General features: G+C 66.9%; 26 protein-coding genes. 2 read left to right on the top strand and 24 right to left on the bottom strand.

The window, feature by feature from the left end; genetic code table 11:
* Window positions 1-8: 8 nt before the first annotated feature.
* From FKQ52_RS13830 to FKQ52_RS13815, 4 genes are read right to left on the bottom strand one after another with little or no spacing between them, the layout of a single operon-like run.
* On the bottom strand, window positions 9-1,046 hold the full coding sequence (locus FKQ52_RS13830) for a quinone-dependent dihydroorotate dehydrogenase (protein WP_141627721.1): 1,038 nt from the start codon (window positions 1,044-1,046) through the stop codon (window positions 9-11).
* A complete protein-coding gene (locus tag FKQ52_RS13825; protein WP_141627720.1) occupies window positions 1,037-1,393 on the bottom strand; it encodes a DUF952 domain-containing protein in 357 nt (118 codons plus the stop codon). Before FKQ52_RS13825 ends, FKQ52_RS13830 begins: the two co-directional genes overlap by 10 nt.
* Entirely contained in the window at window positions 1,390-1,890 is a 501-nt protein-coding gene (locus FKQ52_RS13820; protein WP_141627719.1) for a histidine phosphatase family protein, read from the bottom strand. The genes FKQ52_RS13825 and FKQ52_RS13820 overlap by 4 nt, the downstream gene beginning before the upstream one ends.
* A gap of 9 nt (window positions 1,891-1,899) precedes the next feature.
* Entirely contained in the window at window positions 1,900-2,658 is a 759-nt protein-coding gene (locus tag FKQ52_RS13815; RefSeq protein WP_141627718.1) for a class I SAM-dependent methyltransferase, read from the bottom strand.
* A gap of 45 nt (window positions 2,659-2,703) precedes the next feature.
* Between FKQ52_RS13815 and gloB the strand changes: the two genes are divergently transcribed.
* A complete protein-coding gene (gene gloB, locus FKQ52_RS13810; protein ID WP_141627717.1) occupies window positions 2,704-3,432 on the top strand; it encodes a hydroxyacylglutathione hydrolase in 729 nt (242 codons plus the stop codon).
* A 16-nt stretch (window positions 3,433-3,448) separates the two neighbouring features.
* Here the strand turns inward: gloB and FKQ52_RS13805 are convergent, their stop codons facing one another.
* The 20 genes from FKQ52_RS13805 to FKQ52_RS13715 all read right to left on the bottom strand — a co-directional run bounded on the left by FKQ52_RS13805 (window position 3,449) and on the right by FKQ52_RS13715 (window position 19,202).
* Window positions 3,449-4,222: a DUF4908 domain-containing protein gene (locus tag FKQ52_RS13805; protein ID WP_240811660.1), complete on the bottom strand. Its 774-nt coding sequence runs from the start codon at window positions 4,220-4,222 to the stop codon at window positions 3,449-3,451.
* 81 nt (window positions 4,223-4,303) lie between these two features.
* Entirely contained in the window at window positions 4,304-5,029 is a 726-nt protein-coding gene (phbB, locus tag FKQ52_RS13800; RefSeq protein WP_141627715.1) for an acetoacetyl-CoA reductase, read from the bottom strand.
* Between the two features lie 105 nt (window positions 5,030-5,134).
* Entirely contained in the window at window positions 5,135-5,887 is a 753-nt protein-coding gene (locus FKQ52_RS13795; RefSeq protein WP_141627714.1) for a DUF72 domain-containing protein, read from the bottom strand.
* A 66-nt stretch (window positions 5,888-5,953) separates the two neighbouring features.
* Window positions 5,954-6,592 (bottom strand): hypothetical protein, encoded by a 639-nt coding sequence (locus tag FKQ52_RS13790; RefSeq protein ID WP_141627713.1) that lies wholly within the window; start codon window positions 6,590-6,592, stop codon window positions 5,954-5,956.
* A gap of 62 nt (window positions 6,593-6,654) precedes the next feature.
* Entirely contained in the window at window positions 6,655-8,214 is a 1,560-nt protein-coding gene (locus tag FKQ52_RS13785; RefSeq protein WP_141627712.1) for an ATP-binding protein, read from the bottom strand.
* A gap of 102 nt (window positions 8,215-8,316) precedes the next feature.
* On the bottom strand, window positions 8,317-8,823 hold the full coding sequence (locus tag FKQ52_RS13780) for a hypothetical protein (RefSeq protein ID WP_141627711.1): 507 nt from the start codon (window positions 8,821-8,823) through the stop codon (window positions 8,317-8,319).
* A gap of 2 nt (window positions 8,824-8,825) precedes the next feature.
* The gene (locus FKQ52_RS13775) at window positions 8,826-10,187 is read right to left on the bottom strand and encodes a glutamate--cysteine ligase (protein WP_141627710.1); all 1,362 of its coding nucleotides are present in this window, start codon (window positions 10,185-10,187) and stop codon (window positions 8,826-8,828) included.
* 193 nt (window positions 10,188-10,380) lie between these two features.
* Entirely contained in the window at window positions 10,381-11,100 is a 720-nt protein-coding gene (locus tag FKQ52_RS13770) for a 16S rRNA (uracil(1498)-N(3))-methyltransferase (RefSeq protein ID WP_141627709.1), read from the bottom strand.
* Window positions 11,097-11,357, bottom strand: a complete 261-nt coding sequence (locus tag FKQ52_RS13765) for a Txe/YoeB family addiction module toxin (protein ID WP_141627708.1) — start codon at window positions 11,355-11,357, stop codon at window positions 11,097-11,099. The genes FKQ52_RS13770 and FKQ52_RS13765 overlap by 4 nt, the downstream gene beginning before the upstream one ends.
* Window positions 11,354-11,611 carry a type II toxin-antitoxin system Phd/YefM family antitoxin gene (locus tag FKQ52_RS13760; RefSeq protein ID WP_141627707.1) on the bottom strand — a complete coding sequence of 86 codons (258 nt, stop codon included), beginning with the start codon at window positions 11,609-11,611 and terminating at the stop codon, window positions 11,354-11,356. The genes FKQ52_RS13765 and FKQ52_RS13760 overlap by 4 nt, the downstream gene beginning before the upstream one ends.
* A 38-nt stretch (window positions 11,612-11,649) precedes the next feature.
* Complete coding sequence (locus tag FKQ52_RS13755; protein ID WP_141627706.1) at window positions 11,650-12,813, bottom strand: acyl-CoA dehydrogenase family protein; 1,164 nt, start codon at window positions 12,811-12,813, stop codon at window positions 11,650-11,652.
* Between the two features lie 122 nt (window positions 12,814-12,935).
* Window positions 12,936-14,720 (bottom strand): acyl-CoA dehydrogenase C-terminal domain-containing protein, encoded by a 1,785-nt coding sequence (locus FKQ52_RS13750; RefSeq protein ID WP_141627705.1) that lies wholly within the window; start codon window positions 14,718-14,720, stop codon window positions 12,936-12,938.
* A 2-nt stretch (window positions 14,721-14,722) separates the two neighbouring features.
* Window positions 14,723-15,208 carry a MerR family DNA-binding transcriptional regulator gene (locus tag FKQ52_RS13745; RefSeq protein ID WP_141627704.1) on the bottom strand — a complete coding sequence of 162 codons (486 nt, stop codon included), beginning with the start codon at window positions 15,206-15,208 and terminating at the stop codon, window positions 14,723-14,725.
* 192 nt (window positions 15,209-15,400) lie between these two features.
* On the bottom strand, window positions 15,401-15,823 hold the full coding sequence (locus FKQ52_RS13740) for a DoxX family protein (RefSeq protein WP_141627703.1): 423 nt from the start codon (window positions 15,821-15,823) through the stop codon (window positions 15,401-15,403).
* Window positions 15,824-16,121: 298 nt separating this feature from the next.
* Complete coding sequence (locus FKQ52_RS16490) at window positions 16,122-16,283, bottom strand: hypothetical protein (protein ID WP_168196866.1); 162 nt, start codon at window positions 16,281-16,283, stop codon at window positions 16,122-16,124.
* A 58-nt stretch (window positions 16,284-16,341) separates the two neighbouring features.
* Window positions 16,342-16,536: a helix-turn-helix transcriptional regulator gene (locus tag FKQ52_RS13735; protein WP_168196865.1), complete on the bottom strand. Its 195-nt coding sequence runs from the start codon at window positions 16,534-16,536 to the stop codon at window positions 16,342-16,344.
* A complete protein-coding gene (locus FKQ52_RS13730) occupies window positions 16,533-16,760 on the bottom strand; it encodes a hypothetical protein (protein WP_141627701.1) in 228 nt (75 codons plus the stop codon). Before FKQ52_RS13730 ends, FKQ52_RS13735 begins: the two co-directional genes overlap by 4 nt.
* Before the next feature lie 109 nt (window positions 16,761-16,869).
* Complete coding sequence (locus tag FKQ52_RS13725; protein ID WP_141627700.1) at window positions 16,870-17,106, bottom strand: helix-turn-helix transcriptional regulator; 237 nt, start codon at window positions 17,104-17,106, stop codon at window positions 16,870-16,872.
* 9 nt (window positions 17,107-17,115) lie between these two features.
* A complete protein-coding gene (locus FKQ52_RS13720; RefSeq protein ID WP_141627699.1) occupies window positions 17,116-17,637 on the bottom strand; it encodes a DUF2975 domain-containing protein in 522 nt (173 codons plus the stop codon).
* Between the two features lie 113 nt (window positions 17,638-17,750).
* On the bottom strand, window positions 17,751-19,202 hold the full coding sequence (locus FKQ52_RS13715; RefSeq protein WP_141627698.1) for a protein adenylyltransferase SelO family protein: 1,452 nt from the start codon (window positions 19,200-19,202) through the stop codon (window positions 17,751-17,753).
* A gap of 208 nt (window positions 19,203-19,410) precedes the next feature.
* Here FKQ52_RS13715 and nhaA point away from each other — a divergent pair, with 208 nt between their 5' ends.
* Window positions 19,411-20,625: a Na+/H+ antiporter NhaA gene (gene nhaA / locus FKQ52_RS13710; protein WP_141627697.1), complete on the top strand. Its 1,215-nt coding sequence runs from the start codon at window positions 19,411-19,413 to the stop codon at window positions 20,623-20,625.
* Window positions 20,626-20,734: the final 109 nt, after the last annotated feature.

The raw sequence follows: 20,734 nt of genomic DNA, 5'->3' as shown, positions 1-20,734 counted from the left end.
ACGCTCCGTCAACGGGCGGTTCCGACCGCTTCGGACACAGTGGAGAACCCTTCGGCGCGCAGCCGTTCGGCCAGTTCGCGCTTGATGCGGGAAACCAGTCCGGGGCCCTCGTAAATCAGCGCCGAATAGATCTGGATCGCAGACGCGCCCGCCCGGATACGCGCCCAGGCTTCCTCGCCGCTGTCGATGCCCCCGACCGCGATCAGCGGCAGGCGTCCCGCCGAGGCGTCGGCGGCGGCGCGCAAGGCATCCCGCGCGCGAGCCTTCAGCGGTGCGCCCGACAGGCCGCCGGCCTCGCCGCGATCCGGCGCGCGCAGGCTCTCCGGGCGGTCCAGCGTTGTGTTGGACACGATCAGGGCGTCCAGTCCGTGATCCAGACTGGCCTCGACGATCATACGGATCTCGTCGGCGGTCAGGTCCGGCGCGATCTTCAGGAAAACGGGCGTCGGGTCGTCGCCTCGCGCCTCCGCCAGACGGCCCAGAAGGTCGTCCAGCGCCGCGCGGCCCTGCAAGGCCCGCAGGCCCGGGGTGTTCGGCGAGGAGACATTGACGGTGACGTAATCGGCCAGTCCCTTCAGGCGGATCAGGCCTTTCACATAGTCCGCCGCCTTGTCCTCGGTGTCCTTGTTGGAGCCGAGATTGGCCCCGATCACCGCCGTCGTCGGACGTCCCGACAGACGGCCGGCGAAGGCGTCCAGCCCGGCGTTGTTGAACCCCATCCGGTTGATGATCGCCCGGTCTTCATACAGGCGGAAGAGACGCGGCTTCGGATTGCCCGGCTGCGCCAGCGGGGTGACAGAGCCACACTCCACGAAGCCGAAACCCAGCCGGGCGAGGCCGTGCAGGGCCTCGCCGTTCTTGTCCAGACCAGCGGCAAGCCCCACCGGGTTCGGCAGGTCCAGTCGGCCCACGCGCGCGCGCAGAACCGGATCGTCCGTAGGCGGAGCGGGCAGGGGGGTGACCTGCAAGGCCTTGATCGCCAGTTGGTGCGCCGTCTCCGGATCGAGGGTCCGCAGCAGGGCCGCGCCGATGTCGGTCAGGCCCATCCGATGGCTCCATCGTCGAAATGCATGACGCCGTCCGCATCGACCGAAAGGGAGCGCTCCTCGCGCGCCGCGCTCACGGGCAGGGGGGCGAACAGATGCGGGAACAGGTCGCCACCACGTGACGCTTCCCATTTCAGCGATTCGCCCAGCACCGTCAGGTCCACCGCCACCAGCAGCAGGTCGCCGCGCCCCGCATAGTGGCGGCGCGCCGTTTCGGCCAACTGGGCGCCGCTCGACATGTGGATGTAGCCGTCCTTCAGATCGACGGCGGAACCGGCATAGGCGCCATCCAGGCGGGCCAATTCCCACTCGTCGCGGTCCACCAGCTTGTAGGCGATGTCGCTCATCCGGCGAGGTCCCGCGGCTGGAGGTAGCCCTCGAAGGTGCAGCGTCCGGCCACATCGACCGTGAACAGCGCGGCGGAGCCCGGCGGGAAGCCGCCGCTCATCCGATCCAGTATCGACGGCGAGGCGGCGCTCTCGACCAGATACTCGACGGCCAGCAGGTGAACGCCCGGATTGTGCGCCAGCACCAGCAGCGTTCCGGCCTCGTCCTCCACCGCCTCGATGGCCCGGCGCAGGGTGTCGGCGGAGCCGTTGTACAGGGGCTCGTCGCCCCGCACCTCGACATCACCCATGGCGTCATGGACCAGATCCCAGGTCTGCTGCGTGCGGCTGGCGGGCGAGACCAGCGCCAGATCAGGACGCACGCCCTTCGCGGCCAGCGCCCGGCCCATGGCGGCGGCGTCGGCGCGTCCGCGCGCCGACAGGTCGCGGTCGCGGTCACGGCCGGAACCGCTCGCCCGCTCGGCCTCCGCGTGGCGCATCAGGATCAGTCTTTGCATGGCCCGCCTTTAGGGGTGTTTGGCCCGTTCGACCAGATCACGACGGGCGCGCGAGGCCGGTTGAGGCTGCAAGGCGGGCGTCAGTACCTGCGCCGTCGCCACCGCTCCGCCCGGACGGGCGCGGGCGTAGGCTTGCCGCGTCGCTTCCAGCAGGATCAAACCGGCCGCGCCGGGCATCAGATGCTTGCCGATCTGTTCCAGCCCGTCGGCCATCGGCAGCAGCGGCCCCCACGGCGGCACATACAGGGTCTGGGACCAGGCGGTCGGCTCCAGTCCGGCCTCGCGCACCAGCCGCTCCAGCTGGCGACGGGTGAAGGGTCTGCCATGGCCGAAGGGCGTGTTCTCGGCGCGCGCCCACAGTCCGCCTCGCGCCGCCGCCACCAGAATGATCCGCCCGGTCGGCGCCAGCGCCCGCACGGCCTCCAGCATCAGGGCCTGGGCGTCATCCGCTTCTTCCAGCGCATGCACCATAAGGATGCGGTCAAAGGAGCCGGCGGCGAAGGGCAGGCGGCGGTCGTCCACCAGCACCGTGCGGTTCTTGCCCGCCTGCGGCCATAGCTCGACGCCCTGTCCGCCGGGCATGGCCGCCACCGTCCGGCGCGCGCCGACGAAGGCGTCCAGCCACGGGGTCGCATAGCCGATGCCCAGAACATCCGCGTTCGGCGCCTCGCCCCAGGCGTCCTCAAGCCGTCGCGCCAGCAGACGACGCGCCAGCCGTCCGGCAGGCTCGCCGTAGAAGAGTCTCAGATCCTCGATGCTGCACCGCATGGCTCCAGCATAGACCCGTGGACGGGCGGCTGCCAGAATGGTCGCATGTCTCTCGAAGTTCGCCTCTTCCCCTGCCTGAGCGACAATTACGGCTTTCTGGTCCGCGACGGCGCGACCGGGATGGTCGCCGCTGTCGATACGCCCGACGCCGACGTCATTCTGGCCGAGCTGGAACGCTCCGGCTGGGGGCGGCTGGACCTCATCCTGAACACCCACTGGCACCCGGATCACACCCAGGGCAACGCCGCGCTCAAGGCCGCGACCGGCTGCGAAATCGTCGGTCCGGAAGAGGTGCGCAAGGCCGCCCCGCTGGATCGGGTGATCAGGGGCGGCGACATCGTCTTGCTGGGCGAGACGGCCTTTGAGGTCTCGGACGCGCCGGGCCACACGCTGGGCCACATCGTCTATCACGCGCCTTCGGACAGCCTGGCCTTCGTCGGCGACGTGCTGTTCACCCTGGGCTGCGGCCGCCTGTTCGAAGGCACGCCCGAGCAGATGTGGGACAGCCTCCAGACCCTCGCCGCCTGGCCCGATGAGACCATCATCTGGTGCGCCCACGAATACACGGCCTCCAACGCCCGTTTCGCCCTCAGCCTCGATGATCGGCCTGAAATGCAGGCTCGCGCGGCGGAAATCTTCGCGGCGCGGGAAAGGGGACAGCCGACCGTCCCCACGACCCTCGGCGCCGAAAAGGCCTTCAATCCCTTCCTGCGCGCGACCGACGCGGCGGACTTCGCCATTCGCCGGGCGGCGAAGGACGGGTTCGCCGGCTAGTTCTGCGTCGGCGGGGCTATTGCGGCCTGGAAGGCGCGGTCATCAGAGCGTGCATCACGCGGGCCGACGACGGGCGCCCGGCCATTCCCTGATCCGGGTCGAGCTCGACCGTCAGCACGCCTCCGGCGAAGGTGACGCTTGATCGGCGGCCTTCGGTGATCACGATGGTGCGCAGGCGGCTGAGGTGGGGCCGGGTCGATGGCGAACGGGCCATGCGGATGACGGCGTCGGTGGTCACGATAAGAGCCTCGACGCAGAGCGCCTCGGAGCGTTCCCCATCAAGATTGATCGAGATCAGCCGTCCCGTGGCCTCGCTGATCATGGCGCTTCGCCGCGCCATAAGTTGCCAAAGCTGCGCCGGCCCGAGCAGGGGCAGGGAAAGGTTCTCGGCCGGTCCGACGAGCGAGGCGGGCGATCCGCCCGGCGCGCGGGACGTATAGACCGTCACTCCGCCGCCGGGGCTCATGCGCAGGACCTGCTGGCCGGCGTCGTTGCGATAGATGACGTCGCCGCGCACCGCGACGGTGGGACGCAGCACCCAGGTCTCGTCGCGCCGGTCGAACCGCAGCAGCGGACGCTGGCCGGAACGGTCAAGGGTGAACCCCTCGCCCGATTCCGAGACGTAACGGCCGACGGGCGGTAGCGAGTGGCTGCCGCTGCCGCGCGCCCTCAGGGACTGGCTCTGCTCGGACTGGGCGTTGCCGCGTTCCTGCGCTTTGCAAACGGTCGGAAGCGCCGACAGCATGGCGGTCACCGCGACGGCGAAAGCCATCGCGATCTGAAGCGGCATTCGCGCCGTTCTGACCTTCCCCGTCAACTTCATGGGCAACTTGGTGGAATCGTCGCGCGGCGGATTTTGGGCAGGCGCCTCTCAGCCGACCAGATACTGACCGCCGTTCAACGACAGGGTGCAGCCTGTGACATATCCGGCACGCTCGCCGGCCAGCCAGGAGACCATGTCGGCGATTTCCTCGCCTTTTCCGAGCCTTCCTACCGGGATCTGGGCCACGATTCCGGCCAGCACCTTCTCGTCCATGGCGCCGACCATCTCGGTGTCGATGTAGCCGGGGGCGATGCAGTTCACCGTCACGCCCTTGCGTGCGTTCTCCAGCGCCAGCGCCTTGGTGAAGCCGATCATGCCCGCCTTGGCGGCCGAATAGTTGGTCTGGCCGATCTGGCCCTTCTGCCCGTTGATCGAGGAGATGTTGATGATCCGGCCGTGGCCGCGGTCGCGCATGCCGTTGATCACCTGACGCGTCATGTTGAAGACGCTGTCCATGTTCACGCGGATGACGTCCGACCACTGGTCGGCGCTCATCTTGTGGAAGAAGCCGTCGCGGGTGATGCCGGCGTTGTTCACCAGCACATCGATGGGCCCCAGTTCAGCCTCGACATCGGCGACGGCGCGGGCGCAGTCGTCATAGGAGCCGACGTTCCCCTTCACCACCATCACGCCCAGCTCGCGGGCAGTCGCCTCGGCGGCTTCGGTATTGCCGGAATAGCCGGCCGCGACCAGCAATCCGTCTTCCTTCAGGCGCTGAACGATCGCCTTGCCGATACCGCGGGTTCCACCCGTCACCAGTGCGACGCGAGCCATGGGCGCTTCCTTGTGTTTTCCTGAAGCGGCGACCTCTGCCGGGCCGCCTGCTGTTCTATGCTTTAACCTGCGTGTCGTTGCACGCAAAGCCACCGTTCCGTGGCGTTACGCTTTCAGCTTTTCGATCAGGGCCATCGCCGCCGCCGGATTGCGCACCTTCGCCCCGGCGATGAAGTAGGCGAACACATCGCCGCGCTTGGCCCAGTCCTGCGTCTGTTTCGCGATGCCGTCCAACTCGGCGGAAGTCATGCCGGTCGGCTCGTCCGGCTTGCTCGACATCATCCGGGCATAGGTAAAGTCGGCGGTCGGCTGGTCGATCCTCGGCCACTCCGGCGCCTCGTCGTCCTCGGCATAGACGATGGCGCAGCCGTATTTCGCGGCCAGATCATGGAACTGCGGAACATCAAAGGTCGGGCTGCGGACCTCCAGCGCGTGGCGCAGGCGGACCCCGTCCTTCTCCTTCGGCAACAGCTTCAGGAAGCCCTCGAAGTCGACCGGATCGAACTTCTTGGTCGCCATGAACTGCCAGTTGATCGGCCCCAGCTTGTCGCCCAGCGCCGTCAGTCCCTGATCGAGGAACCGCTCAAGGCTCTCATTGCCCTCCGACAGCACCTTGCGGTTGGTGCAGAACCGGCTGGCCTTCACCGCGAAGACGAAGTCATCCGGCGTCTCGTCGCGCCACTTCATCCAGGTGTCGATCTTGAAGCCGGAATAGTAGGTCCCGTTGATCTCGATCGAGGTCAGCTTGCCGGAGGCGTACTCAAGTTCCTTCTTCTGGCTCAGCTTGTCCGGATAGAAGGTCCCGCGCCAGGGCTCGAAGGTCCAGCCGCCGATGCCGACGCGAATGGTTCCGGTCATGTGATCCTCCCTGTCAGACCTGAGGTAGGCGTCGACAGTGGAGCGGGCAAGCGGAAGCCGGACGCCTCAATCGGCCGCGTCCGACGTTGTCGCGACCGTCTTCGCCTCCGGCGCATTGAGTTGCACCATCGCGCCGGGGTTCATCGCGCTCAGCACCGCGATGACGATGTACAGGGCGATGTGCAGGCCGATGGTGGTGGCGAACACCCAGGCGCGTCGGGAGAAGGCCGCGGGGATCACCAGCACCAGATAGAGCATGTAGTTGAAGGCGTAGATCCAGGCCGCGAGGGCGAAGCCGGGCTTGTTCGCGACCATCGCCAGGCAAAGGGCCACCATCAGGATGTTGGCCAGCGAGAGCAGCAGCAGGACCGGTTTCTTGTTGGTCTCAAAATGCTGGTCGAGGCTGGTCGCGTCATCTTCCGGCTCGGGGAAGATCAGGCTTGCGGCGATGAAATAGACGATGGCCACCCCCAGTCCGGCCAGTAGCATGCCGTAGCTGTAGGGCGCCTGCCCCAGATTGGTCCAGGCCGCGTCCCAGAAGGTGGCGATATCAAAGGCGGCGAAGATGGCCAGCAGCGGCGTTTTCCAGCCGACCCTGACCGCCTTGCGATGCTTGAACGCCCGCGCAGCGCCCGTGGCCAGCACCGCGACCGACAGGCCCAGCACAAGGCCGTAGAAGCTGAAGAAGAATTCAAACGCGCCCACAGTCGTCCCCCCGACGAATTGAGGTGTCACCTTTAGGCGGCATTGCGCCGCGCGTCACCGACCTATGCGTCCAGCACGGTCTGCATCCCCGCCAGCAGGCTGGCGGCGGTGATGGGCTTGGCGATGTGCCCGTCCGCGCCCGCCGCGGCGCCGTCGGCCCGGTGCTCGGCCATCGCGTTGGCGCTCAGCATGATGATGGGGATGCGCGGCCGTTGCGGCTTGGCCCGTTCGGCGGCGCGGATCGCCCGCGTGGCGCTCAGCCCGTCCATGACCGGCATCTGCATATCCATCAGGATCAGGTCGAAGTCGTCAGCCTCGAAAGCGGCGAGCGCGGCGGCGCCGTCCTCGACGATTGACACCTCCACGCCCTGACCTTGAAGGATCAACTGCACGACGCGCTGGTTGGTCGGGTGATCCTCAGCCAGCAGCACCCGCAGGGCGCGCGCCACCATCGGCAGCGGAGCGGCGCAGGCATCAACCACTTCGGCGCTCCGGCCCAGCGGGATGGTGAAGTGGAAGCGGCTGCCCTGACCCGGCGTTGAGCGGGCGCTGATCTCGCCGCCCATCATCTCCACAAGCGACCGGCAGATCGACAGGCCCAGACCGGTGCCGCCGAAGCGACGGGTGATCGTCCCGTCCGCCTGATTGAAGCGCTCGAACAGGCGCGCGGCGTGGTCCGCGTCGAAACCGATGCCGGTGTCTTCCACGGCGATCGAGAGCCGGTGACTGTCGCCGTCCGGCTCGACCGCGACGTCGACTGTTATCCCGCCTGTGGCCGTGAACTTGATCGCATTGGACAGCAGGTTTCCCAGCACCTGACGAATGCGGGTGCTGTCGCCGATGAACACGCCGCGCGCCTCAGGGCTGCGGTTCTGGGTGAACGTCAGCCCCTTGTCCTCGGCGCGGGCCTTGACCACGCAGATCGGCCCGAGCGCCTCCTCCAGATCAAAGGCGCGCGCCTCGAGCTTCAACTGGCCGGCCTCGATCTTCGACACATCCAGAATGTCGGAAACCAGTCGCTCCAAAGTCGCACCGGAGCCGCGGATGAGTTCGACCATTTCTGTCTGCTCCGGCGTCAGGCCCGTGCGGGACAGGGCGTCCACGATGCCGATGACACCGTTCAGGGGCGTGCGGATCTCGTGACTCATGTTGGCCAGGAAGTCGGACTTGGCGACATTCGCGGCCTCGGCCGCCGCCTTGGCTTCGATCAGGGCCTGCTCGGCCGCGACGCGCTCGGTCACATCACGGGCCACGCCGTAGATGTGATCGCCGAACCGACGGGCCCGCCACTCAACGTTGAGGTAGTGGCCGTCCTTGTGACGATAGCGGTTGATGTGGCCGTTGACGGGGTCGCCCTGCCGCCGGTTCTCGACCTCCAGGGCGCTCTCACGGGTCGCGGGCAGATCGTCCGGGTGAACCAGGTCCAGCAACCGCCTGCCGCGCATCTCTTCAGGCGTATAGCCGAGAGTGGTCTGCCATGACGGGCTGACCCGGACCACATTGCCGTCGATGTCGCGGATGACCAGCAGGTCGAGGGAGACGTCGAAGAAGGCCGAGACCTCGCCCTGTCCATCATCGTTGGCGGCGCTGCCGGTCAGGCAGTTCAGTTCGGGGCAACTCATCGTGGCGCTCGACTCGGGACCGGCATGGTCGGGAGCCTAACCCCGTTACCGTTAAGGTCACCTTGCCGATATGGCGTCGGCGCGGACGGAAAGTCGCACCGATCAAAAGCTTAGCTTCGCCGTATAGTTCTGATCGCCCAGTCGGCTGTTGAGGAACTCGGTCTGGCGCTCGCGCGGGACGATGTAGCGGATCAGCGGCTGGAGCTCGGGCAGCACCTCGGGCGGCGCCTCCATGGCCTCCGGCATCTCGCACTCCGCCATGGCGAAGTAGAAGCGGCCGTCCTCGTCCAGGAACAGGTCGATGTCCCACGCCAGCCCGTGCCGGTCGGTCGTCGCCCGGCGCAGCTTGTGGATTCGCTTTGTCGTCAGCGGCCACAGGTCGTCGAAGTCGCGGGGCTCCAGAATCGTCTCGATCTCGACCAGCCGACCGGCGGCGTCGATCTTGTAGGTGAAGCTGTGCGTGGTCCGCCCGTCCCGCGCGCGGCGCCGGATGCGCGGACCGCCCGGCAGGTAGCCCTGACGGACGTCATCCCAGTCGTCGCGAGGCCAGAGCGCAAGCACGGCCTCCGGGTCGGTCAGGACGTATTTGCGCTCGTTCTCGGTCGGCATGCTCAGTAGGCGAAGTCGCGATATAGCCGGGTCAGGTCGCCCTGCCAGTCGCCGTTATAGAGCTCCAGCAGACGTTCGGCCGGGGTGATGCCGCTGTCGGCGATGTCTTCCAGCTCCGACAGGTAGCCGCGCTCGTCGACCATGCCGCCGCTGAAACGGGCGCGGTTCTTCAGGCCCTGTTTGGCGATGGCGACCAGATCGACGGCGATGTCGCGGACGGCGCGTCCGCCGACCTCGGCCCTCAGACCCAGACGGGTCACGTCGCGGCGCAGGCGCTCGTGGTCGGCGATGTCCCAGTGCTTGACCAGATCCCAGGCGGCGGCCTGCGACGGGGCGTCATACAGAACGCCCGCCCACAACGCTTGCAGGGCGCAGATGCGGCTCCACGGCCCGCCGTCGGCGCCGCGCATTTCCAGATAGGCCTTCAGCCGAACCTCGGGGAAGAGGGTCGTCAGGTGATCGTTCCAGTCCTTGATCGTCGCCAGTTCGCCCGGCAGATCATCCAGCCGGCCGTCCATGAATTTGCGGAACGAGCGGCCCGACAGGTCGATGTAGCGGCCGCCGCGCTTGGCGAAATACATCGGCACGTCCAGCGCATAGTCGGCGTAGCGCTCGAAGCCGAAACCGTCCTGGAAGACGAAGTCCAGCATGCCGGTGCGGTCCGGATCGGTGTCGGTCCAGACATTGGCGCGGGCGGTCAGGAAGCCGTTGGGCTTGCCGTCGGTGAAGGGGCTGTTGGCGAAGAGGGCGGTGGCGATCGGCTGCAGCGCCAGCGACACGCGGAACTTCTCCACCATGTCCGCCTCGCTCTCGAAGTCGAGGTTCGACTGGATGGTGCAGGTGCGCAGCATCATGTCGAGACCCAGCGAACCCTTCTTCGGCATGTAGGCTCGCATGATGCCGTAGCGGCCCTTGGGCATGACGGGCACGTCCTCACGCGTCCACATCGGGTCGAAGCCGGTTCCCAGGAAGCCGAGGTTCAGCTGGTCGGCGACCGATTTGACCTCCATCAGGTGCTGGCCGGTCTCGTTGCAGATGTCGTGCACGTCCCGCAGCGGGGCGCCGGACAGTTCAAACTGTCCGCCGGGTTCCAGGCTGATGGAGGCGGTCATGCCTTCGCTGTTCTTGCGTTCCAGCGCGATGACGTTGTCGCCCTCATAGACCTTGTCCCAGCCGAAGCGGGTCAGGCCGTCCAGCATGGCCTTGATTCCATTGGGGCCTTCATAGGTCGGGCGGCGCAGGGTCGAACGGTCAAAGCCGAACTTCTCGTGCTCGGCGCCGATGCGCCATTCCGCGCGCGGCTTGGCGCCCTTCGACATGGCCCCGATGAGATCGGTCCGGGACAGCGGTTCAACGTCGGCCATGAATGTCTCAAACCCCTCGTGTCGCGGCTAGATGGGCCGACCTTGGCGTTTGCTCAAGGGGGCGGCGGATTTGGTGTTTGGCCAGAATGCGACCGGCGTGACGACCAAGGTGAAAAACAGGGTGTGAACAGTGTAATCCGTGCAATTCCGGCAAGGGGCAGTCTGGCACGCGGATGCGTCATTTCCGGACGTGTCAGCGCTCCCAGTCGCCGATCGCCGCCTGCCACAGGGTCAGGGCGGTGGTCGCGGCGGTGTCGGCCCGAAGCACGCGCGGGCCCAGCGACACGGCGGTGGTGAAGGGCAGGGCCCGCAGCCGATCCCGCTCCTCCGGCGTGAAGCCGCCCTCTGGCCCGATCAGGATGGCCCATGGTCCGGCCCCGACGGCCTGAAGGGCAGGGATCGCCGGCGCGCCGCCGGTCTCGTCGCAGAACATCAGCCGGCGTGACGCGTCCCAGCCGTCGAGCAGGGCGGCCAGCGTCTGCGGCTTGTCCACCGGCGGCACGTCCAGCCGTCCGGTCTGTTCGGCGCTCTCCTCGGCGATGGCGTCCAGCCGGTCGAGGCGCAGGTGCTGCGGCTGGGTCCGGGCGGTGGTGGTCAGGCGGATGCGCGCCGCGCCCAGCTCGGTCGCCTTCTCCACCGCGAACTCCAGCGCCGCCTTCTTCACCGTTGCGATCACCAGATGCACGTCCGGCGGGGTGATCTGCGCCCGCACCTGCTCCTCTGCCCGCAGCACCACGCCCTTCTTCAGCACCTCGGCGATGCTGACGCGCCACTCGCCGTCCTTGCCGTTGAAGACCAGCAGCTCATCGCCCGCCTTCAGCCGCATCACCTGCGTGAGATAGCGTGACTGATCGAGCGTCGGGGCGAGGGCAGCGCGGGCGGACAGGGGCTGGGGGATGTGGAGGCGGATCATCGGTCGTAATGGTACCGGCACTGGGCGATGAGCAAGCCCTCATCGGTCGCGCGATAGACCAGACGATACTCCTGATCGAGGCGTCGTGACCACCAGCCGGCCAACGCGCCCTTGAGCGGTTCAGGCTTTCCAGTCCCCTCGAACGGCGTGCGCAGGCATTCCTTGATCAGACCGTTGAGCTTGCGCAGCATCTTCCGGTCGGTCTCCTGCCAGTGAAGGTAATCCTCCCAGCCATGGGCCTGGAAGGTCAGCTTCATTCCTCGATCAACTCGCGAACCTGCCCGCCGCCCGCGTCCAGCTCAGCGATCGACTCCAGCAGCCGCGCGGCATTGGCAGGGCTGCGGAGCAGGTATTCGGTCTCCTGCCAGGACGTGAAGTCCTCGAGAGACATCAGGACAGCGGCGGGTTTGCCGCCGTCCCGGGTGATGATCGTGTAGTCGTGGTCCTGCGTCACGCGGTCCACGGCGGCCGCGAGGTTCTTGCGCAGTTCGGTGATCGAGATCGCGTTCATGATTTCAATGTACGTGATTGCGTACATTGAGGCAAGAATTACAGCGTCCGAGCGATCAGCAGCTTCATGATCTCGTTCGTGCCGCCGTAGATGCGCTGGACGCGGGCGTCCTTGTACAGCTGGGCGATCGGATACTCGTTCATGTAGCCGTAGCCGCCGTGCAGCTGCAGCATCTCGTCGATGACCTCGCCCTGGATGTCGGTGACCCAGTATTTCGCCATCGAGGCCGTCGCGGCGTCCAGCTTGCCCTCGAGGTGCAGGCCCATGCAGTGATCGACGAATACCTTGGCGACGGTCAGCTTGGTCTTCACTTCCGCCAGTTTGAACTGCGTGTTCTGGAAGTCGATGATGCGCTTGCCGAAGGCCTTGCGCTCCTTGACGTAGGCCAGCGTCTCCTGCAGCCCGCGCTCGGCGGCGGCGACGCCCTGGATCGCGATGTTCAGGCGCTCCTGCGGCAGTTGCTGCATCAGGTGGATGAAGCCCTGCCCCTCGGTTCCGCCGATGACGTTCTCCAGCGGAACCTTCACGTCGTTGAAGAACAGCTCGGAGGTGTCGTTGGCCTCCATGCCGATCTTGTGCAGGTTCCGGCCGCGCTCGAAGCCCTCGGCGCCGTCGGTCTCGACAACGATCAGGCTGGTGCCCTTGGCGCCCTCGGCCGGGTCGGTCTTGGCGACCACGATGATGAAGTTGGCCAGCTGGCCGTTGGTGATGAAGGTCTTGGAGCCGTTCAGGACGTAGTGGTCGCCCTGCTTGATCGCGGTGGTCTTGACCCCTTGCAGGTCGGACCCGGCGCCCGGCTCGGTCATGGCGATGGCGCCGACCAGTTCACCGGAGACCAGACGCGGCAGCCAGCGCGCCTTCTGCTCGGCGGTGCCGTAGTGCCAGACGTAGGGCATGACGATCGCGTTGTGCAGCGAGATGCCGAAATGGTCCGCGCCCTTCCAGCCCAGCTGGCGCATCAGCACGACCTCGTGGCGATAGTCGCCGCCGAAGCCGCCGTCCTCTTCCGGCATCGACAGACCCAGCAGGCCCGCGTCCCCGGCGTCGTTCCACAGCTGGCGCGGCACCGACGAGTCCGCGATCCATTGCTGGACCTTCTCCAGCGGCGCGTGTTCGTCGATCCACTTGCCGACGCTGTCCGAGAAGAGGGTGATCTCCTCGTCCTGCATGAAGGCGGGGTCAGGGCTGTTGAGAACGTTCATGATCGGGCCCGGGGTTTCCTGTTGAACTGCTGTGTGACTGGTTGCGTCACGTCGCGGCAGTCAAGCCGCCGCCCGAAGGCGACGGCCTGCTATCGTCTTGTCGTCGGCGCCCGAAGGCGTCGTCAGAAGGCGTCCGCCGGCATGTCCATCAGGACGTCCGCGCCGGTCTTCAGCTTGACCAGGTGGGCGGCGGCGTCCGGCAGGATGCGCTCCACGAAGTAGCGGCCGGTCTGCAGCTTGCCAGTGTAGAACGGATCGGTCGAACCGGCGTCGATCTGCTTCTGCGCGGCGATGGCCATCTGGGCCCAGACATAGGCCAGGGCGGTGATGCCGAAGATGTTCAGATAGTCGGTCGAGGCGGCGCCGGCGTTGTCCGGGTTGGCCATGCCGTTCTGCATCAGCCACATCGTGCCGTCCTGCAGCTTCTTCTTGGCGTCGGCCAGACCGTCGATGAAGGGCTTCACCGACTCGTTGCCGTTGTGCTCGGCGACGAAGGCGTCGATCTCGCCGAACCAGGTCATGATGGCGCGGCCGCCCTGGGCGGGCAGCTTGCGGCCGACCAGGTCCAGCGCCTGGATGCCGTTGGTGCCCTCGTAGATCATGGTGATGCGTGCATCACGCAGGTACTGCGAGGCCGGGAAATGCTCCGTGTAGCCCGAGCCGCCGTGAACCTGCATGGCCAGCGAGGCGGCGTGGAAGCCCTTGTCGGTCAGATAGGCTTTCAGCACCGGGGTGAGCAGGCCCATGTAGTCCTTGGCCTTGGTGGCGACGGCTTCGTCTTCCGACTTCTCGAGGTCGGCGTGCAGCGCGGTCCACAGGATGAAGGCCTGACCGCCTTCGACGAAGGCCTTGGCCTCCAGCAGCATGCGGCGCACGTCCGGGTGGACGATGATCGGATCGGCCGGGCCGTCCGGGTTCTTCGGTCCGGTCAGCGAACGGCCTTGCAGACGGTCGCGGGCGAACTCGACGGCGGCCTGATAGGCGGCGTTGCCGATGGCCAGACCTTGCAGGCCGGTGCCCAGCCGGGCCTCGTTCATGACCACGAACATGTTGTTCATGCCGCGGCCTTCCTCGCCGATCAGCCAGCCCTTGGCGCCGTCGTACTGCATGACGGCGGTCGCATTGCCGTGGATGCCCATCTTGTGCTCGAGACCGGCGCATTCGAGGCTGTTGCGCTCACCCAGCGAGCCGTCCTCATTGACGAGGAATTTCGGCACCAGGAACAGCGACAGGCCCTTGATGCCCGGGACCGCGCCCTCGACGCGGGCCAGCACGGTGTGGATGATGTTGTCGGCGAAGTCGTGCTCGCCCGCCGAAATCCAGATCTTCTGGCCGGTGATCGAATAGCTGCCGTCACCGTTCGGCACGGCCTTGGTGCGGACCATGCCCAGATCGGTGCCGCACTGCGGCTCGGTCAGGTTCATGGTGCCGGTCCATTCGCCGGTCGACATCTTGGGCAGATATTTCTGCTTCAGCTCTTCCGAGGCGTTGGCGTGGATGCCCGCCCAGGCGCCGGCCGTCAGGCCCGGATACATCGAGAAGGCCGCCGAGGCGCCGGCGGTGAACTGGCCCACGGCCGAGCCGATGACCGAGGGCATGCCCTGACCGCCGTAGGCCGGGTCCATCATCAGCGAGGGCCAGCCGGCCTCGACCATCTGGTGATATGCTTCCTTCCAGCCCTTGGGCGTGGTGACCACGCCGCCCTCGGCCCAGTGGCAGCCTTCCTTGTCGCCCGGATTGTTGATCGGGGCGATGACCTCGTCGGCGAACTTGCCGGCTTCCTCGAGGATCTGCTGGGCCAGCTCCGAGGACACGTCCTGGAAGCCGGGCTGGTTGGTGTAGCGATCGATCTCCAGCACTTCGGACAGGATGAAGGTCAGGTCGCGGACAGGCGCCTTGTAGGCCATGATCAGGCTCTCGCTTTGAAGGGCTGGTGGTGGTGTTCGGTGTTGAGGCGAGCCTTCATCAGGGTCGCGTATTCGTCGGCGCCGGGCAGGAGGTCCGGACGGTATTCGCCCAGCTTCTCCTCCATCCAGCGGCAGGCTTCTTCCGCCGTCTCGATGGCGCCTTCGATGTCTTCCAGCTGCTGCTTCAGTGCCGCGATCTGCGCGCGGTGCTGGCGCAGGGCCACGGCCATCTGATGGGCGTTGTGGTCCTTGCGGTCGTACAGGTCCAGCATCGACTGGATTTCCTGCAACGAGAAGCCGATGCGGCGGCCGCGCAGGATGAGCTTGAGGCGGGCGCGGTCGCGGGCGTCATAGACCCGGGTCTGACCCTTGCGCGCCGGATTCAGCAGCCCCTTGTCCTCGTAGAAGCGCAGGGCGCGCGCCGTCGCGCTGAACTCGCGGCACAGCTGGCGGATGGAGTAGGTGCGGTGATCGTCAGCGGTCGCCATGCGAAAGGCATAGCGCAAACTTTACGCGGACGTAAAGGGAAGCTTTTTCCTCCCCGGCGCGAAGCGTCGGGGAGGGGGACCGCGCGAGCGCAGCTCGCGGGGTGGAGGGGTTGCTCGCGACGTGCGCAAACGAAAAGGCCGCAACGTTTCCGTCGCGGCCCTGCTGCCTGTCTGCCTGCTGCTTTTGTCGCCTCAGCGGGCTTCGCGCGACCGGAGCCACAGGACCGGGGCGGTCATGGCGATCAGGACGGCGTTGGTGATGGCCGGGCCGACGTCCAGGCCGGTCGCGTGGATCGCCAGCATGGCGGTTTGCAGCAGCAGCAGGCCGGATGCGGCGACGACCAGCAGCGGGCGGCCGTGCTTCCACGACACGACCGGGGCCAGCATCAGGAGCGCCAGAACGATCTCGGCGACGCCGAGGCCGCGCACGAAATTCTCCGGCGCCAGGGCTGGCCAGCGCATCAGGTCGATCAGGTTGTCCAGCGGCTCGGTCAGCTTGGCGTAGCCGGCCGCGATGAAGAACATCGCGATCCAGCCCTGCAGGGTCCACAGGGTCAGGTTCCGGTAGCTGGCGTTCAGCCGTGCGCGGGCGGGAGTGAGTGTCTGAGAAGTCATTTTCGATGACGCCGCTTCGGGCGCTCTTGTATTGGTAACAGCGGCGAGATCGGATTGCCTCCGCCGTTCCGCAAGGGGGACGGGATCGGCCGTAACGATACGTGACTCTTCAGTGACAATCGGCGACGGCCAAAGCGTGGCCGGAACCATAAATCGATGTAATGCGAGCGGCGTTTCCGACAGGTTAAGCGCGGCTGTTTCTTTCGGCGCGGCGGCGGGCATGACGGGTCCGGGGGGCTTTGGGCCGGCGGGGCGCCGACCCGTTCATGCCTACCGCCACCCTGTTGCCAGCTCGCTGTCAGCAGTCGGCGGCGCAGGCGGCCGGAGCGGGCTCGGCCATGGCCGAGGCCTGGGCTTCGGCGGCGTACAGGAAGGCGCTGGCTACGAGCGTCAGGCACAGGCCCGAGGCGAAGTGCGACAGGTACGAGGCGGCGCGCCCCAGCTTGATGCTGTTGGTCATGGTCGTGTTCCTTGATGTGAATGACGGGGCGAGCCCCGGAAGAGAGAGGCCCGAGGGCTCAGGCGTGGAAGACGGCTTCCACGGGACGGCCCAGTTCGCGGGCGACCCGGCAGGCGAGGGTGACCGAGGGGGCGTAGGTTCCGGTCTCCATGGCCCGAAGGGTCCGGCTGGAGATGCCGAGGCGGCGGGCCAGTTCCGCCTGCGTCAGGTTCTGCGCCTGACGCAGCGCCCGCAATGGCGAGACGGCTGTCATTTGGCGTCCCATCCGTAGCGCCGGCTGAAGCTGATCAGGGCCATGATCAGCGCGGCCAGCAGCAGGGCCGATCCGACCGACGGGGCGTTGCCGAACTGGGCGGGCCAGAAGGGAACGCGCTCGGTCAGCTCCGGGGCCACGACCACCGCCAGCATCAGGGCGACAGTGGCGGCGGCGCGGGGCTCCAGATCATAGCGCGAGGGGGTTTTGACTTCGGTGGTCATGACAAGGCTCCCTGTCGTTGTGACAAGGGTGTTTTACAGCGCCGCCAAACCAAGTCAAGCAACTTTTACATCATGACAAGCGAGCTTTCCGGAACAGGCTTCGCCGGGATCAGGCCGGCTCATCGTCTCCCGCGGGCTGCGGCCCTTCGATGCGGCCCAGAAGGTCGCCGGGCTGACAGTCCAGCTCCCGGCACAGGGCGTCCAGGGTCGAGAAGCGGACGGCGCGCGCCTTGCCGGTCTTCAGAATGGACAGATTGGCCAGGGTCACGCCGACCCGATCGCTCAGTTCGGTCAGCGACATGCGGCGGGCCTGCAGCAGACGATCCAGTTGCACGGTGATGGACATGGCGATTCCTCAGACCGTCATCTGCTGGTCGTCGCGCATCGACGAGCCCTGCCGGAACACCTCCGCCAGCATGAAGACGATCAGGATGCCCAGCCAGGCGCCCAGATCGAGTTCAAAATCGGTCGCGATGACGTCCCGGGGCGTGCTGAACGCCAGGATCATCGCGCTGACCTGCACCCCGATCAGGCCCAGTCCCATCGCCTGGAGTCGGCCGACGTTGGCGAGTTCGAAGGCATCGCCGCGATTCACCGACAGGAAGATGCGGCGCAGCCGGTTCAGGATCCACCAGGTGCTCGCGGTCGCCAGGAAGGCCGCCAGCAGGGTCACCCGTTCGCCCATGAACAGCGCCCGGCCGCTGTTGTCGGGCCGCTGCGCCAATCCGTCGAACAGGCCCGCCGCGAAGTCGGGGATGACCAGTGAGGTCAGCAGCAACAGGCCTGTGGCGACGACCCCGATGGTCACGAACACATTCACGAAGCCCAGCACCCATCGCACCAGACTGGCTACGGATCGCTTGCCGATCAGTCTCATTTGAAAATCTCCCGGCCGCCCCGTGCGGCCCCATGTCGATAATCGATATTTGCGCATCGATTATCGATCAAGAAGATTATCGTTTTTCGAGATGAAACCTTCGTAATGATCCTTCAGAGGCGGGCGGCGCCCGCGCGCCGGACGCGGCCGACCTTGTCGTGGAAGGGCGTCCAGTCGTCGCCTTCTGCGATGGCGGCCCATATGGTCTCGACCTCGTCTATCAGCATCTCCTCCGGCTCCGGCCGGGCGAAGACCGGGCTCTCCAGCCGCTCGGGCCGGTCCGGCTCATGTTCGAACAGGGCGTAGCGGAAATTGTCGAAGGCCTTGCCCTGCCACAGCTTCGCGCGCGGTCCGGCCAGCGCCCGGGCCGAGGAGGCGAAGCCGCCGAACCAGTCGTGGAACAGGGGCTCCCAACGCGCCGCTTCGCCGGTTTCGCGCAGCAGGGCCAGGGTGGTGTCCAGCAGGCGTTGGTCCGCCGCCTCGCCGAGGCTCTTTACGCCCAGCCGGTTCAGGAAGGCCGCGCGCAGTTCGCGGATATAGGCCGGGCCGAAACTGTTGAGCGCTTCGGTCAGCGGCTCGGCGTCGGTCGCCAGTTTCAGCGCGCCGCCCAGTTGGGTCAGAGCCCAGAACACCGCCTCCGGCTGCCGCGCGAACGCATACAGGCCGGTCTGGTCGAAATAGGCCGCGGTGAAGCCGGGCTCGTAATAAGGCAGGAAGCGCCAGGGACCGTAGTCGAAGCTTTCGCCGGTGACGTTCAGATTGTCGGTATTCAGCACGCCGTGGACGAAGCCCGCCGCCACCCAACGCGCCGTCAGCCGGGCCGAGGCGTCGACCACGGCGCGCAGGAAGCCGGGAACATCGCCCCGCGCCACCTCGGGGTGGTAGAGAGAGCGCGCATGCTCGACCAACGCCTCGATCATGTCCGCCCGCCCGAAATAGGCCGCGCGCTGGAAGGTGCCGAAGCGGATGTGGCTGTGCGACAGCCGCACCATCACCGCTGAACGGGTGGGGGAGGGTTCGTCGCCCCGTTCCAGTTCCTCGCCGGTCTCGATCAGGCTGAACGCCCGGCTGGTGGGTACGCCCTGCAACTCCAGCATCTCCGCCGCCAGCACCTCGCGCACCCCGCCCTTCAGGGTCAGTCGTCCGTCGGCGGTGCGTGACCACGGCGTCCGGCCCGAGCCCTTGGAGCCCAGGTCCAGAAGTCTGCCTCGCGGAGCGCTGTCGCTCGCGATGCGGTCGTTCACGGCCTGAGCGTCGGACGTCTCCCTCAGCTGCGCCGCCAGAAACCCGCGCCCGTCGCCGAGGTCGGGATTGTAGGTGCGGAACTGGTGTCCGTGATAGCGCATGGCGATCGGAGCGGGCTGGCCCGGCAGGGGCGTGAACCGGCCGAAGTGCGCGGTCCATTCCTCGTCTGTCAGCGTCTCCAGCCCGACCGTCGCCGCCGCCCGGTCGTTGCGGAACCGCAGGATCGCCTGCGGAAAGTCGGCGGCGCCGACGGTGTCGCCGTACTCGTCTCCCAGATCAGCGAAACGGGGCTCGGGGCGGTAGTCGGGAGAGACGGGCATGGCCGCCAGATGCGGCCTGAAGCCGACTTTCGCAACCGTTTCGCCTTGAACCTCCCGGCCCCGGCCGTATTGTAGAGGCAGACATCAGGTCGGTCCGCGCGCGGATACGGCCAGGCCGGCGCCCATGGCTGATCGCCCTGCGGCGAATCCGGTCCGGCGTCCGTCGATAACCTGACGCCATGAAAACCCCTTCTGGTTCGGAGGCCTCATGGCGCGCAAACTCACGCTCGATTTCCTCAAGACGGAGGCCGGCTCCGGCACGGTGCTCGGCTTCGCGGCGCTGGCGGCCTTGATCGTCGCGAACTCGCCCTGGTCAAAGGACTATTTCGGCTGGCTGAAGAGCGAGCATGTGGTCCAGCTCGGCCCTGTCCTGCTGGAGCTGACGGTCTCCGAGTGGATCAAGGAAGGCCTGATGGCGATCTTCTTCCTCGTGGTGGGGCTGGAGATCAAATACGAAATCCTGCGCGGCGAGCTCAGCGATCCGCGCAAGCTGGCCACGCCGGTGCTGGCCGCGATCGGCGGCATGGTCGCGCCCGCACTGGTCTATCTGTTCTTCTCCACGGCCTTTTCCGGACCGCATGCGGGGTGGCCGATCCCGCTGGCGACCGACATCGCCTTCGCCCTGGCGATCTTCGCGATGGTGGCGCGCAACCTGCCGTCCTCCCTGCGCGTCTTCCTGCTGACGCTGGCCATCGTCGATGACCTGGGCGCCATCGCCCTGATCGCGATCCTGTTCTCCAGCGGCGTGCAGATGGGCCCCCTGCTCTGGATCGCCGGTCTGCTGGTGGTCGGGGCGCTGGTCGCGCGCTGGAAGAAGATACCGGCGCCCTTCTGGGTGCTGGGCTTCGGGCTGGTCTGGTATCTGACCGTGCAGGCGGGGTTGTCGACCTCGCTCACCGCCGTGGCCTTCGCCGCCATCGTGCCGGTGCAGGATCGTCGCTCCGACGGACAGAGCCCCCTGCAGGAGGCGATGCACGACCTGCACCCCTATGTCGCCTACGTCATCCTGCCCCTTTTCGCCTTCGCCAAGGCGGGGGTCAGCTTCGCCGGTCTGTCCCTTGAACAGGCCTTCGCGCCGCTGGTCATCGGCATCGCGTTGGGGCTGTTCATCGGCAAGCAGATCGGCGTGATGGCGGCGGCGGCGATCGCGACCTTCACGGGTATCGGCCGGCGGCCGTCCGGCGCGACCTGGCTGGAGCTTTACGGGGTCAGCCTGCTGTGCGGCGTCGGCTTCACCATGAGTCTCTTCATCGGGATTCTGGCCTTCCCCGGCGCCGTCGACTCGGTCGAGCAGGTCGAGGTCAAGCTGGGCGTGCTCGCCGGCTCTATGTTATCAGCGATAACCGGCGCAACGGTTCTTGGGATTGCGGCCGGACGGCGCAAAAAATTGGTCGAGCCGGACGCAGATACTGGGGCAAGTTGAGCGAATATTGACCTTGCGTCATCGCTTTTTGTCGCTTTTGCGTCACAGTTAGGCTTCGCGCACCAACGAAATGCGATGTCGGGAAACGGCGCTCCTTGTCGGTGAGTCC

It is taken from the genome of Brevundimonas sp. M20 (assembly GCF_006547065.1).
In the GTDB taxonomy this organism is placed as follows: Bacteria; Pseudomonadota; Alphaproteobacteria; order Caulobacterales; family Caulobacteraceae; genus Brevundimonas.
Note: the sequence above shows the minus strand (reverse complement) of the source record. Positions and strands in the feature narration are given on the sequence as shown.

Coding starts and splice junctions, on each gene's coding strand:
- FKQ52_RS13830 (WP_141627721.1), bottom strand. CDS start 1,046: ATGGGCCTGACCGACATCGGCGCGGCCCTGCTGCGGACCCTCGATCCG.
- FKQ52_RS13825 (WP_141627720.1), bottom strand. CDS start 1,393: ATGAGCGACATCGCCTACAAGCTGGTGGACCGCGACGAGTGGGAATTG.
- FKQ52_RS13820 (WP_141627719.1), bottom strand. CDS start 1,890: ATGCAAAGACTGATCCTGATGCGCCACGCGGAGGCCGAGCGGGCGAGC.
- FKQ52_RS13815 (WP_141627718.1), bottom strand. CDS start 2,658: ATGCGGTGCAGCATCGAGGATCTGAGACTCTTCTACGGCGAGCCTGCC.
- gloB (WP_141627717.1), top strand. CDS start 2,704: ATGTCTCTCGAAGTTCGCCTCTTCCCCTGCCTGAGCGACAATTACGGC.
- FKQ52_RS13805 (WP_240811660.1), bottom strand. CDS start 4,222: ATGCCGCTTCAGATCGCGATGGCTTTCGCCGTCGCGGTGACCGCCATG.
- phbB (WP_141627715.1), bottom strand. CDS start 5,029: ATGGCTCGCGTCGCACTGGTGACGGGTGGAACCCGCGGTATCGGCAAG.
- FKQ52_RS13795 (WP_141627714.1), bottom strand. CDS start 5,887: ATGACCGGAACCATTCGCGTCGGCATCGGCGGCTGGACCTTCGAGCCC.
- FKQ52_RS13785 (WP_141627712.1), bottom strand. CDS start 8,214: ATGAGTTGCCCCGAACTGAACTGCCTGACCGGCAGCGCCGCCAACGAT.
- FKQ52_RS13780 (WP_141627711.1), bottom strand. CDS start 8,823: ATGCCGACCGAGAACGAGCGCAAATACGTCCTGACCGACCCGGAGGCC.
- FKQ52_RS13775 (WP_141627710.1), bottom strand. CDS start 10,187: ATGGCCGACGTTGAACCGCTGTCCCGGACCGATCTCATCGGGGCCATG.
- FKQ52_RS13770 (WP_141627709.1), bottom strand. CDS start 11,100: ATGATCCGCCTCCACATCCCCCAGCCCCTGTCCGCCCGCGCTGCCCTC.
- FKQ52_RS13765 (WP_141627708.1), bottom strand. CDS start 11,357: ATGAAGCTGACCTTCCAGGCCCATGGCTGGGAGGATTACCTTCACTGG.
- FKQ52_RS13760 (WP_141627707.1), bottom strand. CDS start 11,611: ATGAACGCGATCTCGATCACCGAACTGCGCAAGAACCTCGCGGCCGCC.
- FKQ52_RS13755 (WP_141627706.1), bottom strand. CDS start 12,813: ATGAACGTTCTCAACAGCCCTGACCCCGCCTTCATGCAGGACGAGGAG.
- FKQ52_RS13750 (WP_141627705.1), bottom strand. CDS start 14,720: ATGGCCTACAAGGCGCCTGTCCGCGACCTGACCTTCATCCTGTCCGAA.
- FKQ52_RS13745 (WP_141627704.1), bottom strand. CDS start 15,208: ATGGCGACCGCTGACGATCACCGCACCTACTCCATCCGCCAGCTGTGC.
- FKQ52_RS13740 (WP_141627703.1), bottom strand. CDS start 15,823: ATGACTTCTCAGACACTCACTCCCGCCCGCGCACGGCTGAACGCCAGC.
- FKQ52_RS16490 (WP_168196866.1), bottom strand. CDS start 16,283: ATGACCAACAGCATCAAGCTGGGGCGCGCCGCCTCGTACCTGTCGCAC.
- FKQ52_RS13735 (WP_168196865.1), bottom strand. CDS start 16,536: ATGACAGCCGTCTCGCCATTGCGGGCGCTGCGTCAGGCGCAGAACCTG.
- FKQ52_RS13730 (WP_141627701.1), bottom strand. CDS start 16,760: ATGACCACCGAAGTCAAAACCCCCTCGCGCTATGATCTGGAGCCCCGC.
- FKQ52_RS13725 (WP_141627700.1), bottom strand. CDS start 17,106: ATGTCCATCACCGTGCAACTGGATCGTCTGCTGCAGGCCCGCCGCATG.
- FKQ52_RS13720 (WP_141627699.1), bottom strand. CDS start 17,637: ATGAGACTGATCGGCAAGCGATCCGTAGCCAGTCTGGTGCGATGGGTG.
- FKQ52_RS13715 (WP_141627698.1), bottom strand. CDS start 19,202: ATGCCCGTCTCTCCCGACTACCGCCCCGAGCCCCGTTTCGCTGATCTG.
- nhaA (WP_141627697.1), top strand. CDS start 19,411: ATGGCGCGCAAACTCACGCTCGATTTCCTCAAGACGGAGGCCGGCTCC.